Annotated in this window: 15 protein-coding genes; 7 read left to right on the top strand and 8 right to left on the bottom strand. The window is 71.3% G+C overall.

What is annotated here, in order from left to right:
• Nucleotides 1–21: 21 nt before the first annotated feature.
• Nucleotides 22–1,296, bottom strand: a complete 1,275-nt coding sequence (locus ACFYPA_RS35690) for a glycoside hydrolase family 18 protein (RefSeq protein ID WP_389136760.1) — start codon at nucleotides 1,294–1,296, stop codon at nucleotides 22–24.
• A 384-nt stretch (nucleotides 1,297–1,680) separates the two neighbouring features.
• Between ACFYPA_RS35690 and ACFYPA_RS35685 the strand changes: the two genes are divergently transcribed.
• Nucleotides 1,681–2,853, top strand: coding sequence for an acyl-CoA dehydrogenase family protein (locus ACFYPA_RS35685; RefSeq protein WP_359086757.1), 1,173 nt, complete (start codon nucleotides 1,681–1,683; stop codon nucleotides 2,851–2,853).
• A gap of 419 nt (nucleotides 2,854–3,272) precedes the next feature.
• On the opposite strand, the gene ACFYPA_RS35680 is transcribed toward ACFYPA_RS35685, so the two are convergent.
• Nucleotides 3,273–3,674, bottom strand: coding sequence for a hypothetical protein (locus ACFYPA_RS35680; protein ID WP_359355026.1), 402 nt, complete (start codon nucleotides 3,672–3,674; stop codon nucleotides 3,273–3,275).
• 202 nt (nucleotides 3,675–3,876) lie between these two features.
• On the opposite strand from ACFYPA_RS35680, the gene ACFYPA_RS35675 reads away from it, so the two are divergent.
• The 4 genes from ACFYPA_RS35675 (at nucleotide 3,877) to fxsA (ending at nucleotide 7,984) form a co-directional block, all read left to right on the top strand.
• The gene (locus ACFYPA_RS35675; RefSeq protein ID WP_136327380.1) at nucleotides 3,877–4,317 is read left to right on the top strand and encodes an Lrp/AsnC family transcriptional regulator; all 441 of its coding nucleotides are present in this window, start codon (nucleotides 3,877–3,879) and stop codon (nucleotides 4,315–4,317) included.
• Between the two features lie 87 nt (nucleotides 4,318–4,404).
• The gene (locus ACFYPA_RS35670; RefSeq protein ID WP_359319535.1) at nucleotides 4,405–6,045 is read left to right on the top strand and encodes an amidohydrolase; all 1,641 of its coding nucleotides are present in this window, start codon (nucleotides 4,405–4,407) and stop codon (nucleotides 6,043–6,045) included.
• A 526-nt stretch (nucleotides 6,046–6,571) separates the two neighbouring features.
• The gene (locus ACFYPA_RS35665) at nucleotides 6,572–7,339 is read left to right on the top strand and encodes a polyprenol monophosphomannose synthase (protein WP_359086752.1); all 768 of its coding nucleotides are present in this window, start codon (nucleotides 6,572–6,574) and stop codon (nucleotides 7,337–7,339) included.
• 69 nt (nucleotides 7,340–7,408) lie between these two features.
• Nucleotides 7,409–7,984: an FxsA family membrane protein gene (gene fxsA / locus ACFYPA_RS35660; protein ID WP_359319536.1), complete on the top strand. Its 576-nt coding sequence runs from the start codon at nucleotides 7,409–7,411 to the stop codon at nucleotides 7,982–7,984.
• A gap of 247 nt (nucleotides 7,985–8,231) precedes the next feature.
• On the opposite strand, the gene ACFYPA_RS35655 is transcribed toward fxsA, so the two are convergent.
• The 4 genes from ACFYPA_RS35655 to ACFYPA_RS35640 form a co-directional block, all read right to left on the bottom strand.
• Complete coding sequence (locus ACFYPA_RS35655; RefSeq protein ID WP_003959706.1) at nucleotides 8,232–8,606, bottom strand: RNA polymerase-binding protein RbpA; 375 nt, start codon at nucleotides 8,604–8,606, stop codon at nucleotides 8,232–8,234.
• A 273-nt stretch (nucleotides 8,607–8,879) separates the two neighbouring features.
• Complete coding sequence (locus tag ACFYPA_RS35650) at nucleotides 8,880–10,259, bottom strand: MFS transporter (RefSeq protein ID WP_359087172.1); 1,380 nt, start codon at nucleotides 10,257–10,259, stop codon at nucleotides 8,880–8,882.
• 45 nt (nucleotides 10,260–10,304) lie between these two features.
• A complete protein-coding gene (locus ACFYPA_RS35645; protein ID WP_359087173.1) occupies nucleotides 10,305–11,069 on the bottom strand; it encodes a glycerophosphodiester phosphodiesterase in 765 nt (254 codons plus the stop codon).
• Nucleotides 11,066–11,728, bottom strand: coding sequence for a YitT family protein (locus tag ACFYPA_RS35640; protein WP_389136754.1), 663 nt, complete (start codon nucleotides 11,726–11,728; stop codon nucleotides 11,066–11,068). Before ACFYPA_RS35640 ends, ACFYPA_RS35645 begins: the two co-directional genes overlap by 4 nt.
• Nucleotides 11,729–11,830: 102 nt before the next feature.
• Between ACFYPA_RS35640 and ACFYPA_RS35635 the strand changes: the two genes are divergently transcribed.
• The gene (locus ACFYPA_RS35635; protein ID WP_359319541.1) at nucleotides 11,831–13,330 is read left to right on the top strand and encodes a PLP-dependent aminotransferase family protein; all 1,500 of its coding nucleotides are present in this window, start codon (nucleotides 11,831–11,833) and stop codon (nucleotides 13,328–13,330) included.
• A 68-nt stretch (nucleotides 13,331–13,398) separates the two neighbouring features.
• Here ACFYPA_RS35635 and ACFYPA_RS35630 read toward each other — a convergent pair whose 3' ends face one another.
• Both ACFYPA_RS35630 and ACFYPA_RS35625 read right to left on the bottom strand, forming a co-directional pair.
• Complete coding sequence (locus ACFYPA_RS35630) at nucleotides 13,399–14,991, bottom strand: hypothetical protein (RefSeq protein WP_389136751.1); 1,593 nt, start codon at nucleotides 14,989–14,991, stop codon at nucleotides 13,399–13,401.
• A gap of 38 nt (nucleotides 14,992–15,029) precedes the next feature.
• Complete coding sequence (locus ACFYPA_RS35625; protein ID WP_018103962.1) at nucleotides 15,030–15,224, bottom strand: hypothetical protein; 195 nt, start codon at nucleotides 15,222–15,224, stop codon at nucleotides 15,030–15,032.
• A gap of 312 nt (nucleotides 15,225–15,536) precedes the next feature.
• On the opposite strand from ACFYPA_RS35625, the gene ACFYPA_RS35620 reads away from it, so the two are divergent.
• Nucleotides 15,537–15,929, top strand: coding sequence for an ankyrin repeat domain-containing protein (locus tag ACFYPA_RS35620; protein ID WP_359086745.1), 393 nt, complete (start codon nucleotides 15,537–15,539; stop codon nucleotides 15,927–15,929).
• The last annotated feature ends 519 nt before the right edge of the window (nucleotides 15,930–16,448 follow it).

Genomic DNA, 16,448 nt, shown 5'->3' with positions numbered 1-16,448 from the left:
ATGCCTGCCGCGCTGACGGCGTCAGTCGATCGCCTTGATCAGCTCGCCGTCGGTGGTGTCACCGCTGAGCTCCCAGAAGAAGGTGCCGCCCAGGCCCTGCTGGTTCTTGTACGCCATCTTGGTGCCGATGGTGGCGGGGGTGTCGTAGCTCCACCAGTCGGTGCCGCAGTGCGCGTACGCGGTGCCGGCGATGGTGCCGGTCGTGGGGCAGCTGTTCTTGAGGACCTTGTAGTCCTCGATGCCCGCCTCGTACGTGCCCGGGGCCGCGCCGGTGGCGGTGCCGCCGGGTGCGTCCTGCGTGACGCCGGTCCAGCCGCGGCCGTAGAAGCCGATGCCGAGCAGCAGCTTCGAGGCCGGTACGCCCTGCGCCTTCAGCTTGTCGATGGCGGCCGCGCTGTTGAAGCCCTCCTTGGGGATGCCCGTGTAGGAGGTGAGCGGGGAGTGCGGGGCCGTCGGGCCCTTCGCGTCCCAGGCGCCGAAGAAGTCGTACGTCATCGGGTTGTACCAGTCGACGTACTTCGACGCGCCGCCGTAGTCGACGGCGTCCAGCTTGCCGCCCTCGGAGCCGTCCGCGCTGATCGCCGAGGTGACCAAATTGTCCGTGCCGAACTTGGAACGCAGCGCCGACAGCAGGTTGCCGTAGGCGTCACGGCCGCTGGTGTCGCAGGTCAGACCGCAGGCGTTGGGGTACTCCCAGTCGATGTCGATGCCGTCGAAGACATCGGCCCAGCGCGGGTCCTCGACCAGGCCGTAGCAGGACTCGGCGAAGGCGGCCGGGTCCTGCGCCGCCTGACCGAAGCCGCCGGACCAGGTCCAGCCGCCGAACGACCAGATGATCTTCAGCCCGGGGTGCAGCTTCTTCAGCTTCCGCAGCTGGTTGAAGTTGCCGCGCAGCTCCTGGTCCCAGGTGTCCGCGACCCCGTCGACCGACTGGCCGGCGGTGTAGGCCTTCTCGTAGTCGGCGTAGGAGTCGCCGACCGTGCACTTGCCGTTCTGGACGTTGCCGAAGGCGTAGTTGATGTGCGTGAGCTTGTCGGCCGAGCCTGAGGTCTCGATGTTCTTGACGTGGTAATCACGCTGGTAGACACCCCAGTTGGTGAAGTATCCGACCACCTTGCTGCCGGCCGCTGTGGGGGCGGCCGGTGCTGCTGCCGGTGCGGCGGCCCGCTGGGCGGCGGGGGCCGCTCCGGCGGATCCGGTGCCCGCGACGCCCAGCAGGGCGGCGCCCAGGGCGGCGGTACAAGCCGCGGCGGCGAGCGCCCGGAGGCGTGCTCCCGGGCGTTGAAGTCCGGTCATGGTTGCTCCTCGTGGGGGAGGGGACGTGCCAGTGGACAGCCGGCTCTCGGCGGACACGCGGACTTGGCATGGACGCGGAAAGTCGGTTTCGCTGGGAACCGTAGATGGACTAGACCAGTTGGGTCAATGGTTCGGACCAATTCCGTGATCGTTCCGGCCGTCACCGGCTCCTTCCGGCCGCGTTCTGTCAACCGGTGACGGATACCGTCCGATCGGGCATACTCAAGCCGCCACAGCCGCCGGCCTGCACCTCTCGTAATCCGGGAGGGCAACATCGGCTGGGCAGCAGTGTTTTCCGGGCATCGTCCGGAGATCCCCCGGCGGCGCCGCTCACACCCCGCGCGCGCGACCGCCGCAACGCCCGACAGGGAGGAGAGCGCCGTCATGTCCGACCGTGCCCCGCAATCGGTGGAACGCCGTCTGCCCACCGAGGAGTCCAGGGAGCTCGTCGCGCTCGTCCGCGACATCGCCCAGCGCGAGATCGCGCCGCGGGCCGCCGAGGAGGAGGACGCCGGCCGATTCCCGCGCGAAGTCTTCACCCTGCTCTCCGAGTCCGGCCTGCTCGGCCTGCCCTACGACTCCGCCCACGGCGGCGGGGACCAGCCGTACGAGGTCTACCTCCAGGTCCTCGAAGAGCTCGCCGCGGCCCGGCTCACCGTCGGACTCGGCGTCAGCGTCCACTCCCTCGCCTGCCACGCGGTCGCCGGCTACGGCACGAAGGACCAGCGGACCGAACACCTGCCGGCGATGCTGGGGGGCGGCCTGCTGGGCGCCTACTGCCTCTCGGAGCCCGCCTCGGGGTCCGACGCCGCCTCGCTGCGCACCAAGGCCGTTCGGGACGGTGAGGACTGGGTCATCACCGGCACCAAGGCGTGGATCACCCACGGTGGCATCGCCGACTTCTACACCGTCCTGGCCCGTACCGGCGTCGAGGGCCCCCGCGGCATCACCGCGTTCCTCGTTCCCGGCGACGCCGCCGGCCTGAGTGCCGCCGTGCCCGAGAAGAAGATGGGGATGAAGGGCTCGCCCACCGCCCAGCTGCACTTCGACGGAGTGCGGGTTCCCGACGCGCGCCGGATCGGCGAGGAGGGACAGGGATTCGCGATCGCCCTGTCCGCGCTCGACTCCGGCCGGCTGGGCATCGCCGCCTGCGCCATCGGCGTGGCCCAGGCGGCGCTGAACGAGGCCGTCGCCTACGCCACCGGGCGCCGCCAGTTCGGCCGCCCCATCGCGGACTTCCAGGGGCTGCGGTTCATGCTCGCCGACATGGCCACCCAGATCGAGGCGGGCCGCGCGCTCTACCTGGAGGCCGCCCGGCTGCGCGACGCGGGAAGTCCCTTCTCGCGGCAGGCGGCGATGGCCAAGCTCTTCTGCACCGACGCCGCGATGCGGGCCACCATCGACGCCGTCCAGGTGCTCGGCGGATACGGCTACACGCTGGACTTCCCCGTCGAGCGGCTGATGCGCGAGGCGAAGGTGCTGCAGATCGTCGAAGGCACCAATCAGATCCAGCGGATGGTCATCGCCCGCCACCTCGCGGGTCCTGAGACGCGCTGACCCGCAACGGCCGGTCCGACCACACGGGCGTCGTCATGATCCGGTTCCACTCCTGGTCATGGCGGCCCGGCAGGGTCCTGCCGGTGCTCTCCCAGTGCCGGAGCAGCGACCGGTAGAGGGGCGGATCGGTCGAGTGGGGCGTCGAGCGCGGTGCCGGGTGAGATGCCGGACGGGGCGCCTCGGACGGCGGGGGTGAGGTGCGGGACCGCGGAACCGATTCTTCGGAGGGCGGAGCGGTGAGACGGCGGCGACCGGGGCCGGCCGTGGAGGGCAGCAGGGTCATACCGGGCCAACGCTGTGGAGCCGGAGCGGGTCACTGTCCGACCGATTCGAGCGCCTGTTCGCCAGGTCCTCGCGGCGCCCCCGTGCCCGCCGAAGCGTCATGGGCCGACCGTCGGCGGCCGGCCCACGACGAAGGCTCAGGCGGCGTCGCGACGCATCTGGTGCGGCACCCGGAGGGGGCGCGAACCGGCACCCCCGGCGTGCGAGAACGGCTGCATCCTCCAGTCGAGCCCCTGAGGGAGCGTCAGCAGCAGGGCCGTCTCCTGCTCCTGGGCGTCGGCCGACTCGTCGGCGGGCAGGGCCTTCGACGCGGTACGGCCGGTACCGGCGCACACCGTCAGGACGAACGGGTTCCACGGAGTGGGGCACAGCGCGTGCTCCGGCAGCACGTCCTCGTCCGCCAGGAGCGCGATGGGCTGCGCGCAGTCCGGGCAGACGACCCGGTACATCTCGAACGTGTCGTACGCGTCGGGAGTGCCGTCCTCGAAAGGATCAACGGGCTCCGGTTCGGTACGTCCGGTGAGCTTCAGGCTCTGCATGGGTAATTCCCCCCTTGGGCTGGGCCTGAGGCGCCGCGGCCTCGACCACAGCAAGCACTTCCCGGCGGGCATCCGGCGTAACCGCGAGCGGGCCGGCTACCGGCGCGTAAACCTGTGGCATTCGTCACATGCTCGCCGCAGGTGCCCTTCACGTGCCCTCCACGGCTGTGCCTGGAGGGCCCGGGGCCATAGATTGATCCATATGGAGGAGCTGGACCGTCACATCGTGGAGTTGCTCGTCAAGGACGGGCGGATGAGCTACACCGACCTGGGCAAGGCCACCGGCCTGTCCACCTCGGCCGTTCATCAGCGCGTCCGCAGGCTGGAGCAGCGTGGGGTGATCCGGGGCTATGCCGCGGTCGTCGACCCCGAGGCCGTCGGCCTGCCGCTGACCGCGTTCATCTCGGTGAAGCCCTTCGACCCGAGTGCGCCGGACGACATCGCGGAGCGCCTTGCCGGTGTCCCGGAGCTGGAGGCCTGCCACAGCGTCGCGGGCGACGAGAACTACATCCTCAAGGTGCGGGTGGCGACCCCGCTGGAGCTGGAGCACCTGCTGACCCGGATCCGCTCGCTCGCCGGTGTCTCCACCCGCACCACCGTCGTCCTCTCCACGCCTTACGAGGCGCGCCCGCCGCAGATCTGAGGGCCTGACCCGCTGCCGTCGGCCGCGACCGAGGCGGTGAGGGGGGTCGCGCACCGCGCGCTCCCGGCAGGCGGGAGACTGGTGCTCATGACCGAGAGCACCGCCCCCCAGAGCGAACACCGCACCGTGCTGCTGCGCGGTGGAGACGTCCACAGCCCCGCCGACCCCTTCGCGACCGCCATGGTGGTCGAACGGGGGCATGTCGCCTGGGTGGGCTCCGAAGGCGCCGCCGACGCCTTCGCGAGCGGCGTCGACGAGGTGATCGACCTCGACGGGGCGCTGGTCACGCCCGCGTTCACCGACGCGCACGTTCACACCACGTCCACCGGTCTGGCCCTCACCGGCCTCGACCTCTCGGGCGCCCGCACCCTCGGCGAGGCGCTCACTCTCCTGCGGACGTACGTGGCGGACCACCCCGCCGACCGGGTGGTCCTCGGTCACGGCTGGGATGCCACGCGCTGGCCGGAGCAGCGCCCGCCCACGCGCGGCGAACTCGATGCGGCGGCGGCCGGGAGGCCGGTCTACCTGCCGCGGATCGACGTCCATTCGGCGGTCGTCACCACCGCGCTGCTCGACCTCGTCCCCAAGATCGCCTCAATGGCCGGCTACCGCCCCGACGCCCCGCTGACGGGCGCCGCCCACCACGCGGTCCGCGCGGCCGCCCACGACGCCGTCTCGCCGCGTCAGCGTGCCGACGCGCAGCGCGCCGCGCTGGCTCACGCGGCGTCCCTCGGGATCGGCACCGTCCACGAGTGCGGTGGGCCCGACATCTCCGACGAGGAGGACTTCACCTCGCTGCTGAAGCTGGCGGCCGGGCAGCCGGGGCCGCGGGTCTTCGGCTACTGGGCCGAGCGGGTGGGCGACGAGAAGGACGCCCGGCGCGTCCGGGAGCTCGGCGCCGTGGGCGCGGCGGGGGACCTGTTCGTCGACGGGTCGCTCGGCTCGCACACCGCCTGCCTCCACGAGCCGTATGCCGACGCACCCGTCTCGGGCTCCGCCCATCTGGACGCCGCGCAGATCGCCGCCCATGTCGCCGCCTGCACCGAGGCCGGGCTCCAGGCGGGCTTCCACGCCATCGGCGACGCGGCGCTCACCGCCGTCGTCGACGGCATCCGCGCGGCGGCCGAGAAGGTCGGTCTCGGCCGGGTCCGTGCCGCCAGGCACCGCGTCGAGCACGCGGAGATGCTCACCCCCGAGACCGTGGCCGCTTTCGCCGAACTCGGCCTCACCGCCTCGGTCCAGCCCGCCTTCGACGCCGCGTGGGGCGGTGAGGAGGGCATGTACGCCCGCCGGCTGGGTGCCGGGAGGGCGAGGACCCTCAACCCGTACGCGGCGCTCCTGCGGGCCGGTGTGCCCCTCGCGTTCGGCTCCGACAGCCCGGTGACCCCGCTGGACCCGTGGGGGACGGTGCGGGCCGCCGCGTTCCACCGGACACCCGAGCACCGGATCTCGGTCCGGGCCGGTTTCACCGCCCACACCAGGGGCGGCTGGCGGGCGGTCGGCCGTGACGACGCGGGCACCCTGGTGCCCGGCGCCCCGGCCGACTACGCGGTCTGGCGCACCGAGGAACTGGTGGTCCAGGCCCCGGACGACCGGGTGGCGCGCTGGTCGACGGACCCCAGGTCGGGGACGCCCGGACTGCCTGATCTCACCCCGGGTGCCGATCTCCCGGTCTGCCTCCGCACCGTGGTCTTCGGACAAACTGTCTACGTACGGCCGAACGAGTGACGTACGGACATTTCGTACCGCCGATCGAAGGCGCCCCCGTTCTGCCACGACCTGGGGATCTTCTGGACTGACCAGGCGCGTTCGGTTAACGATGCAGGTCAGGCAACTATTGACAGAATGCGCCCACCGGCCGGTAGGTTCGGCCGAGTCCACCACAGGACGTCCGACCGGTAAACCTCCACGCAGTCGTCGAACGCCGCTGGGTCATGGGGTGGTGTGCCGCACCGGCGCACCGTCACTGACAGCCAGGTTCAGCGCCCGCGCCTCGGGGGCGAGGGAAGGTTTCAGCCGGGCGGAGGGTGCGACCCGGGTGGGGCCCGGACGTTCAGTAGACAACGGCTCTAGGTCGACCCGCAGCCGGCGGGTCCCAGGTCGGCCCGAAGGGCGCCGGGCCCCGATCCGCAGTTCTGTCCGTACTTCCGCGCTTCTGTCCGCCGCCGCTCACCGCGCCACCCGACCGGGTCGGTCTGTGCACGTGCCGCGCTCGATATGGTGTGCATCTGCGTACGGACTTAAGGGGCAGTAAGTGAACGACGGCGGTCAGAGGCGATACGGCCCGCTCGGCAGAGCATTGGTGATCATTCCGACCTACAACGAGGCCGAGAACATCAAGCCGATCGTCAGCCGGGTGCGCGCCGCCGTGCCTGAGGCCGACATCCTGGTTGCCGACGACAACAGTCCGGACGGCACCGGAAAGCTCGCCGACGAGATCGCCGCGACCGACGACCAGGTCCACGTGCTGCACCGCAAGGGCAAGGAAGGACTCGGCGCGGCCTACCTCGCCGGCTTCCGCTGGGGCATGGACCACGACTACGGCGTCCTCGTCGAGATGGACGCCGACGGCTCCCACCAGCCCGAGGAACTGCCCCGCCTGCTCACCGCGCTCAAGAGCGCGGACCTGGTGCTCGGCTCCCGCTGGGTCCCGGGCGGGCGGGTGGTCAACTGGCCCAAGTCCCGCGAGATGATCTCCCGCGGCGGCAGCACGTACTCCCGGCTGATGCTCGGACTGCAGACGCGCGACGTCACCGGCGGTTACCGGGCCTTCCGCACCGAGACGCTGCAGGGCATCGGCCTGGACGAGGTCGCCTCACAGGGCTACTGCTTCCAGGTCGACCTGGCCCGCCGCGCGATCGAGGCGGGCTTCCACGTCGTCGAGGTCCCGATCACCTTCGTCGACCGGGAGATCGGCGACTCCAAGATGAGCCGCGACATCCTCGTCGAGGCACTGTGGCGCGTGACGGCGTGGGGGGTCACCACGCGTACGAACAGGGTGCTCGGCCGCCGTACGCCCTGATCGCGGAGCGGGTACCGTCTCCGCCGCCCCCTTACCGCGTTCGGACGCCGTTCCAGGCACACTGGGGGCATGACGACCGGCACACCGCCCCCGACCGCCCGCAAGCGCTCGCGCGCCCGGACCTTCGTACCTCTCGCCATCGCCGCCTGGGCGGTGCTGGAGATCTGGCTGCTCACCGTGGTGGCGGACGTGGCGGGCGGGTTCACCGTGCTGCTGCTCCTGGTCGCGGGGGTCGTCCTCGGGGCCGTGGTGATGAAGCGGGCCGGCCGCCGCGCCTTCCGCAATCTCACCGAGACGCTCCAGCAGATGCCGGGACAGCCCGGGGCCGACGGCTCCTCGCCCGCCCCGTCGAGCACCCGGGGCAACGGCTTCCTGATGCTCGCCGGGCTGCTGATCATGATCCCGGGGATGATCTCGGACGTGGCCGGACTGCTGCTCCTCGTACCGCCGGTCCGGTCGGTGCTCAGCAGGTACACGGAGCGTTCATTGGAACGGCGGATGAAGGCGGCGGGGTCCGGCAGCTTCTCGGACGCCTTCCAGCAGGCCCGCATCCATCGCCCGGACGGAAAGGTGGTCCAGGGCGAAGTGATCCGCGACGAACCCACGAGCCCGGACGACACCCCGCGCCCGCCTCTGACGCCGTAAGGCCCCGGGCCGAACCAGCCTGGAGCCGGCCGCATCACCCCCGAGCCCGGCAAAACCGAGCCCGTCCGGCGATTGCGGACGTCTTCGACCGTGGCCGACCGGGGCAGCGGGGAAGACCGGGCCCGCCCGAAGCGCACGCCGCGCAGCCGCCCCCGAAGCCGGCCGCCCAAGGCCCACGCACAGAGCCGCGGGCCACGACACACAAGGTGTCGTGGCCCGCGGCTCTGTCTCGTGCGGTGCTACGCGGTCAAGCAGACTTCCTGCTGTCCCGCGGGTGCACTGCGATATTCATGGCTCCGGAGCGCAGAACCGCCAGCCTCTCGGCCAGCACTTCCTCGAGTTCCTCGCGTGTGCGCCGCTCCATGAGCATGTCCCAGTGCGTACGCGCAGGCTTGCCCTTCTTCTCCTCGGGGCCATCCCCGTCCACCAGGAGTGCCTGGGCGCCACACGCCTTGCACTCCCACTCCGGCGGAATTTCCGCCTCTACCGAGAACGGCATCTCAAATCGATGTCCGTTCTGGCATGCGTACTCCACCGCCTGGCGCGGGGCCAGATCGATGCCGCGGTCCGTCTCGTAGCTGGTAACCACGAGTCGCGTGCCGCGGAGAGCTCGCTCACTCATGAATCGTGCCTCCCGGGCTTGTCGCCCACAGGACAAATGTCGCTGTCGTCGTCATCCGGTCAACGACCGGTCGGCGGCAAAGATTCCCGTTGCCGGTCATGCGTCGCCCGTCGTGCCGCTGCTTTTCAGGTTTGCGAGTGTTGAAGTACCCGCCAATGCCCGGTTTGTCACATCTGGCGGAAGTTATCACCCAACGGTTTGGGTTCTTCCCCTCGCAGTAACGGTCCTCCGGGCAGGCCAAAGGCGTACACTACCGGCCTTTCACTTCAACGTCTAAATCCGTTCCGGAACGGGATTGCCGGCCGCCGCCACCGCCTGCCTCACCGGCACCCTCGCGAGCAGCACGGAACCGATCACGAAGAAGATCACCAGCGAGATGATCGCATCCCGGTAACTGCCGGTCAGCTGGTACGCGAGCCCGAACACCAGGGGCCCCAGCCAGCTCAGTCCGCGGTCGCTCATCTCGTACGCGGAGAAGTACTCGGCCTCCTTGCCGCGCGGCACCAGATGCGAATAGAGCGAACGGGAGAGCGCCTGGCTGCCGCCGAGGACCAGCCCGATCGCGGCAGCCAGCGCGTAGAAGAACACCGGCGAGCCGGCGGGCAGGAAGTAGCCGGCGACGAGGATCAGCGTCCAGACCACGAGCGAGCCGAGGATCGTGTGCTTCGCACCGTGGACCCGGGCCATCCGCCCCATCCCGAGCGCCCCGGCGACCGCCAGCACCTGCACCAGCAGCACCGCGGTGATCAGCGTCGTCTGGTCGAGGCCCAGTTCCTCGGAGCCGTACACGGACGCCTGGGAGATCACGGTCTGCACGCCGTCGTTGTAGATGAGGTACGCCAGCAGAAAGGAGAGGGTGAGCGGGTGGCGGCGCATGTCGCGCAGCGTCGCCCTCAACTGCCGCCACCCGGAGCCGACCGCCTGGCCCCCGCCGGCCCCCGTCTCCTGCTCGGGCGTGTTCCGGTCGCGCAGCCGCCGCAGCGGAATGATGGTGAAGGCGCCCCACCAGACACCGGCCGAGGCGAGACAGATCCGTACGGCGTCCGACTCGGAGAGACCGAAGGAGTCGTGGCCGGTGTAGAGGATCAGGTTGAGGACGAGGACCAGCGCCCCCGACGTGTAGCCGAAGGCCCAGCCGCGGGAGGAGACCGCGTCGCGCTCGTCGGGCTCGGCGATCTGTGGCAGATACGCGTTGTAGAGCACCATCGACACCGAGATCGAGGCGTTCGCCACGATGAGCAGGAACGCCCCGAGCAGATAACGGTGGCCGTCCAGGAAGAACATCGCCGCCGTCGCGGTGGCGCCCGTGTAGGCCGCCGCGGCGAGCAGCGGCTTCTTGCGACCCGTACGGTCCGCCGCGGCGGCCGCCATCGGCATCAGGATCACCGCGAGCACGAGGGAGGCCGAGATCGTGTAGGCGAACAGCGATCCGGCGCGGACCGGGACGCCCAGCGGGTGGACGTAGCCCTCCGCGTCGGCGGCGGCCTTGGCGACCGAGGTCAGATACGGCCCGAGGAAGACCGTGACGACGCTCGTCGAGTAGACGGAGCACGCGAAGTCGTAGAAGTACCAGCCGCGCTGTTCCCGCCGTCTGTCCTCGGGGCCGGCCGTGCCGTCCGCCGGTTCGGTGGTGTCCGCGGTCTCGGCACTCATTGCGCACCCCTCGTCTCTCCCCGTGGAGACGTCACCGGGCCGGCGTCAGGCCCAGGCCCCCCGCTCGCTCAGCACCGTACGCAGCGTCTCGATGTGATCGGTCATGATGCCATCCACCCCGAGGTCCAGGAGCGCGGCCATCCGCTCCGGCTCGTTCACCGTCCAGACGTGCACCTGCAGTCCGCGCGCGTGCGCCTCGCGTACGAAGCGCCGGTCGACGACCCGGACGCCGCCCTGGCTCTCCGGGACCTGGGCGCACACCGCGCCGGCGCGCAGCGCCGCGGGGATGCCGTACGAGCGCAGCCGCAGCCCCACGACGCCGCGGACGCCGTAGGAGGTGGCCAGCCGGGGGCCTGCCAGGCGGTGTGCCCTGGCGACCCGCGCCTCGGAGAAGGAGCCGACGCACACCCGGTCCCAGGCGTCCGTCCGGCGGATCAGCTCCACGAGCGGCGCGAGGGCCGCCCCGGCCTTGATGTCCACGTTCCAGCGGGCCTCGGGAAAGGCCTCCAGCAGTTCCTCGAACAGCGGCAGCGGTTCGCTCCCGGCCACGCGGGCCCGCTGTATCTCGCTCCACGGGAGCTCCGCTATCCGGCCCCGGGCGTCCGTGACCCGGTCCAGGGTGGGGTCGTGGAAGGCGACCAGCCGCCCGTCCGCCGAGGCGTGCACATCGGTCTCGAAGTAGCGGTAGCCGGCGTCGGCGGCGCGGCGGAACGCGGCCGCCGTGTTCTCGATCCCGTCCGCCGCTCCGCCGCGGTGGGCGAACGCGAGGGGGCCGGGGTGGTCCAGATAGGGGTGCTGTACGGAAGTCACTGCGGCAGTATGGCCTGCCCGGATGTCCGGCCCGCGGCCGTGGTGTCACCGCCCTCCGTGACCGCGAAGAGGCGCAGGAAGAACTGGGCGAGCGGGCCGATGGCCAGGGCGTACAGGACCGTGCCCACGCCGAGGGAGCCGCCGAGCAGGAAGCCCGTGACCACGACCGCGACCTCGATCGCCGTGCGGACGAGCCGGATCGACCGGCCGGTGTGCCGGTGCAGCCCGGTCATCAGCCCGTCCCGCGGCCCGGGGCCGAACCGGGCGGCTATGTAGAGCCCCGTCGCCACGCCGTTGAGAACGATCCCCGTCACCATCACCCCGGCCTGTGCGGCGAGCCCGTGCACCTCGGGGACGAGGGCGAGTGTGCCGTCCATCGCGAGACCGACGACGAAGACGTTCGAGACGGTGCCCAGGCCCGGCCGCTGTCGCAGCGGGATCCAGAGCAGCAGCACGATCGCCCCGATGATGATCGAGACGACCCCGATGCTGATCCCGGTGCGCTCGGCGAGTCCTTGGTGCAGGACGCCCCACGGCTCCAGGCCGAGTCCGGCGACGACCAGCAGGGCCGAACTCGCCCCGTACAGCGCCAGGCCCGCGTACAGCTGGCTCAGCCGGCGGGTGACGTGCGCCCCGCGCGGCCCTGCGGTGATGGACAAGTGGTGCCCCCTGATGTGGTGGTCGTGGACTGCTGCGTGTCACTCTGTGGCAGGGGATTGGCCGCCAACTATGGCCAATCCGAGGAAGGTGGACTGATTCTCATGGCGCAGTGGACTTCGGCCGTCGGTGCGGCCCAGCTCGCCCGGCAGCTCCACGCCCAGCAGCCCCGGCCCGCGGGCCCCGGCAGCCGCAGGCCTCCCGCCTATCGTGCGCTCGCCGACGGAATCCGGCTGCTCGTCCTGGAGGGCCGGGTCCCGGTCGCCGCCCGGCTGCCCGCCGAGCGGGAGCTGGCCCTCGCCCTCACCGTGAGCCGTACGACGGTCGCCGCGGCCTATGAGGCGCTGCGGGCCGAGGGCTTCCTGGAGTCCCGGCGCGGGGCCGGCAGCTGGACGGCCGTCCCCGCGGGCAACCCGCTGCCCGCCCGCGGACTGGAACCGCTGCCGCCGGAGGCGCTCGGATCGATGATCGACCTGGGCTGCGCGTCACTGCCCGCGCCCGAGCCGTGGCTCACCCGGGCCGTCCAGGGCGCCCTGGAGGAACTGGCCCCGTACGCCCACACGCATGGCGACTACCCGGCCGGCCTTCCCGCGCTGCGCCAGATGATCGCCGACCGCTACACCGCGAGCGGCATTCCGACGATGCCCGAACAGATCATGGTCACCACCGGGGCGATGGGCGCGATCGACGCGATCTGTCACCTCTTCGCCGGCCGGGGCGAGCGGATCGCCGTGGAGTCCCCGAGCTACGCCAACATCCTCCAGCTGATGCGGGAGGCGGGCGCCCGCCTCGTGCCGGTCGCCATGGAGGAGGGGCTCGGTGGCTGGGACATGAACCGGTGGCGCCAGGTGCTGAGGGACGCGGCCCCCCGGCTCGCGTACGTCGTCGCGGACTTCCACAACCCCACCGGCGCCCTCGCCGACGAGGACCGCCGCCGTGCGCTGGTGGACGCGGCCCGCTCGGCCGGCACGGTGCTGGTGGTCGACGAGACCATGCACGAGCTGTACCTGGACGAAGACGTGGACATGCCGCGCAGGGTCTGCGCCTTCGACCCGGCCGGCAGTACGGTCCTCACCGTCGGATCGGCCAGCAAGGCCTTCTGGGCCGGCATGCGCATCGGCTGGGTCCGTGCCGCACCGGACGTGATCCGCAGTCTGGTGGCGGCCCGCGCCTACGCCGACATGGGGACCCCGGTCCTGGAACAGCTGGCCGTCAACTGGCTGATGCGCACCGGCGGCTGGGAGCAGGCCCTGCAGATCCGCCGGGAGCAGGCGCGGGACAACCGGGACGCGCTCGTCGCGGCGGTCCGCAGGGAGCTGCCGGACTGGGAGTTCGCGGTGCCGCGCGGCGGGCTGACCCTCTGGGTGCGCACCGGCGGGCTCTCCGGGTCGCGGCTCGCGGTGGCCGGGGAACGGGTCGGGGTGCGGGTGCCGTCCGGGCCCCGGTTCGGGGTCGACGGGGCCTTCGAGGGCTACGTACGGCTGCCGTTCACGGTCGGCGGGCCGGTGGCGGAGGAGGCGGCCCAGCGGCTGGCGGCCGCTGCCCGGCTCGTGGGATCGGGGGCGGGCGCGGGGGCGGAGGCGCCCCGCACCTTCGTGGCCTGAGCACCTGCCGCGGACAGCGCAAGGGGCCCGCGGATCCATGGATCCGCGGGCCCCTTGCGCTGTCCGGATCAGTCGCTGAGGGCCAGGCCCTCGACGGCGACGGAAGCGCTCACCGTGTCCGGCATCACCGGATCGGGCACGCTCGCCTCGACCGCCGTCCGCCGCTCGGGCAGCAGGTCGAGCACCGCTTGGCGCTGTGCCTCGCTCGTCGCGTCGTCGTACGGATCGGGCGTGGCGGGCACCTGGATGCGCAGCACCTGGCCGGTGCCGAGCCGCGCGTACCCGCGCCCGGGCGGGACGTCCGGAGTGGGGGTGGTGTGCGGCTCCACTCCGAGGACGGACTCGATCTGGCCGGGCGAGCACGGGCCGAGCACGACCCGGGCCCTGGTGTGGGACCGGACGGTGTCGCTCAGGCCGCCCAGGCTGTCGAGCTGCTCGGTCATCACCACGGTGACGTTGGCGGCCCTGCCGTGCCGCAGGGGCACTTGGAGCAGTTCCTGCGGATCGCGTCCGCCGTCGGTGGTGGCGAGGTGGCCGAGTGCGCTCGGCCGGTCCAGCAGGATCCAGAGCGGGCGCCGGGTGTCCTCGGGGGCGCTCTCGCCCGACTGCCGGGCCCGGTTGGCCTCGATCAGCCTGCGTTCCGTCTCGTCGGCTGCCCATTCGAGGGTGGACAGCGCCCCGTCCAGTGCGCACTCCACGGCCAGGACGCCTTCGCGCCCGGTGAAGCAGGCGTACTCGCCGGTGCCGCCGCCTTCGATGATCAGGAGGTCGCCCTGCTGGAGCGCCTGAAGGGCGATGGAGCGCAGCAGGGTGGTGGTGCCGCTGCCGGGCTGTCCCGCGATCAGCAGATGCGGTTCGGTGGAGCGCGCACCGGTCCGCCAGACGACGCCGGGCGCGTCCCGGGTCTCGTCGCCGTCGCTCACCGGGACCGTGCGCCGGACCGCGTCGTCGTCGGTGAATCCGAGGACGGTCTCGCCGGGGGCGGTGACGAAGCGCTGGGCGGTGAGGGAGGTGGGCAGGGCGTCGAGCACGTTCACGACGAGCTGGTTGCCCTCCTCGTCCCAGGTGAAGTGGTACTCCCGGCCGCGGCCCGACTTGGCGTGGAGCAGCTGTTCGATCCGGGTGCGGGAGGCGGCCTCGCTGTCGGTGAAGTAGGCGGGGTACGTCACCCGGAGACTGCTGACACGGCCGTCACCGTCGAACTCGTACCCGCTGAAGACCTTGTCCCAGTCGCCGCCGTGGGTGAACAGCGGACTGGGGTCGTCGGCCGTCGAGAAGTACGGCACGAGCGCCTCGTACAGAGCCCGCAGGCGCGCGGTCTCCGCCTCGTCGGGGCCGGTCCTGACGGGCGTGCGCTCCCGTCCCTTCCACGCGGCGGCGCCCATCACCATGACGAGGGCCAGCAGTGGCCCGTACGGGATGAGCGCGACCACGAGCACGCAGGCCGCGACGAGGAACAGCGTGGGACCACGCCGGTCCTTGGGCGTCGCGGCCCACTTCTGCCGTCCTGCACCGGCCAGCAGCCGCAGACCACGAGTGATCATGATCAGCGGGTGGAGCACATCGGTGGCGCTGTCGGCGGCCGTGCGTGCGATCTCGCGACTGCGAGTGATCGAAACGCTGCCGCTGCTCAGAATGCGGGGGAGTGGTCGCCGGGCCACGTCTGTCTCCTGAAGGGGGTGGGAGCGGGAGCGGAGGGTCAGAACTTGATCCCGCCCAAGAGGCCGGCGAGGCTCGCTCCGCCCGCGGTGATGCTCGGTGCGATGGCGGTGCCGGCCAGGTAGAAGCCGAACAAGGCGGTGACTAGGGCGTGCGACGCCTTGAGCCCGTCCTTCCTGAAGAACAGGAAGACGATGATGCCGAGGATGACGACGCCTGACATGGAAAGGATCATGAGTGGTTCTCCTGGTTGGGGGGACAGTCACCATGAGTCCTTCCAAGCTCACCGGAAGTATCTATAGGATAAAAGCTGCAATTGGGTGAAAAGTCTGTTTTTTCACTGAGCTGGCGTACGAGGAGACGCCGCCGAGGGGGATTTCCGGAGTGGACCTCTCCTCGTCGTCACTCGACGTGATCATTTGCCGTGGGTGGGCCGGGGCGCGTGCCGTCCCGGGCAGTACTCTGTCGGTTCACCCGTACGGCCCACGCGGGGCACGCCCCGGCAGGCCGGCATCAGCGCGAACGGTTAAAGGAAGGCGGTTCCCCGATGAGCGAAACCCCTGATCCCGAGGTGGTCGAGCTGGCGACCAAGGTCTTCGACCTGGCCCGCCGCGGCGACGCCGACGCCCTCGCGGCCTATGTCGACGCGGGTGTTCCGGTGAACCTCACCAACGACCGCGGCGACTCACTGCTGATGCTCGCGGCCTACCACGGGCACGCCCCCGCCGTGATCGCCCTGGCCGGCCGCGGCGCAGACCCGGACCGGGCCAATGACCGGGGGCAGACGCCGCTCGCCGGAGCCGTCTTCAAGGGTGAGGACGCGGTGATCAAGGCCCTGCTCGACGCGGGAGCCGATCCGGCGGCCGGAACACCCTCCGCGCTGGACACGGCGCGCATGTTCGGCAAGGCCGACCTGCTGGAACTCTTCGGAGCCCGTTGAAGGGGCTTCGCCGTAAATGTGGTCGCGGTGGCGAAATGGCTGGGTCATCATGACGTCGCGGGCCCGATTCGGGCCACCGACGAGAGGCAGGAAGATGGTCTACACCAGGCAGAAGACGGCGGTCGGCCGATCATGTCGCTGCGCGGTCTAGGGCGTGTTTCGAAAGTGGCGCCGTCCGCCCGGAGGGCGGGTCCGGCGGCGTCTGGTGCGTGCGATCGCAAGGCGGAGGGTCGCCCCGATACTGGCTGTATCGGGGCGATCCCGACAACGCGGCGAGCAATGGGGTCTCCCCTGCTCGAGCGAAGCCGAGAGCTCGGGGAAGTGCCAGGCGTCGCCGGACAGGCGGGACTTTCGAAACACGCCCTAGGGGGCGTCTCGTCGATCAGGGCCGGGTACGCGACGCCTGGCACGGGGCTTCGCTGCGTTGCCGAATCGTCCGCATCGCTCCGCGATGAGGACGTTCCGGCGCCTTGCGACGCACCGCACCGGACGCCGCGGCCTGTCCGGCCCTGATCGACG

This window comes from Streptomyces sp. NPDC005775, assembly GCF_042871565.1.
GTDB lineage: Bacteria > Actinomycetota > Actinomycetes > Streptomycetales > Streptomycetaceae > Streptomyces.
This window is presented reverse-complemented; position numbering and strand designations above follow the sequence as displayed.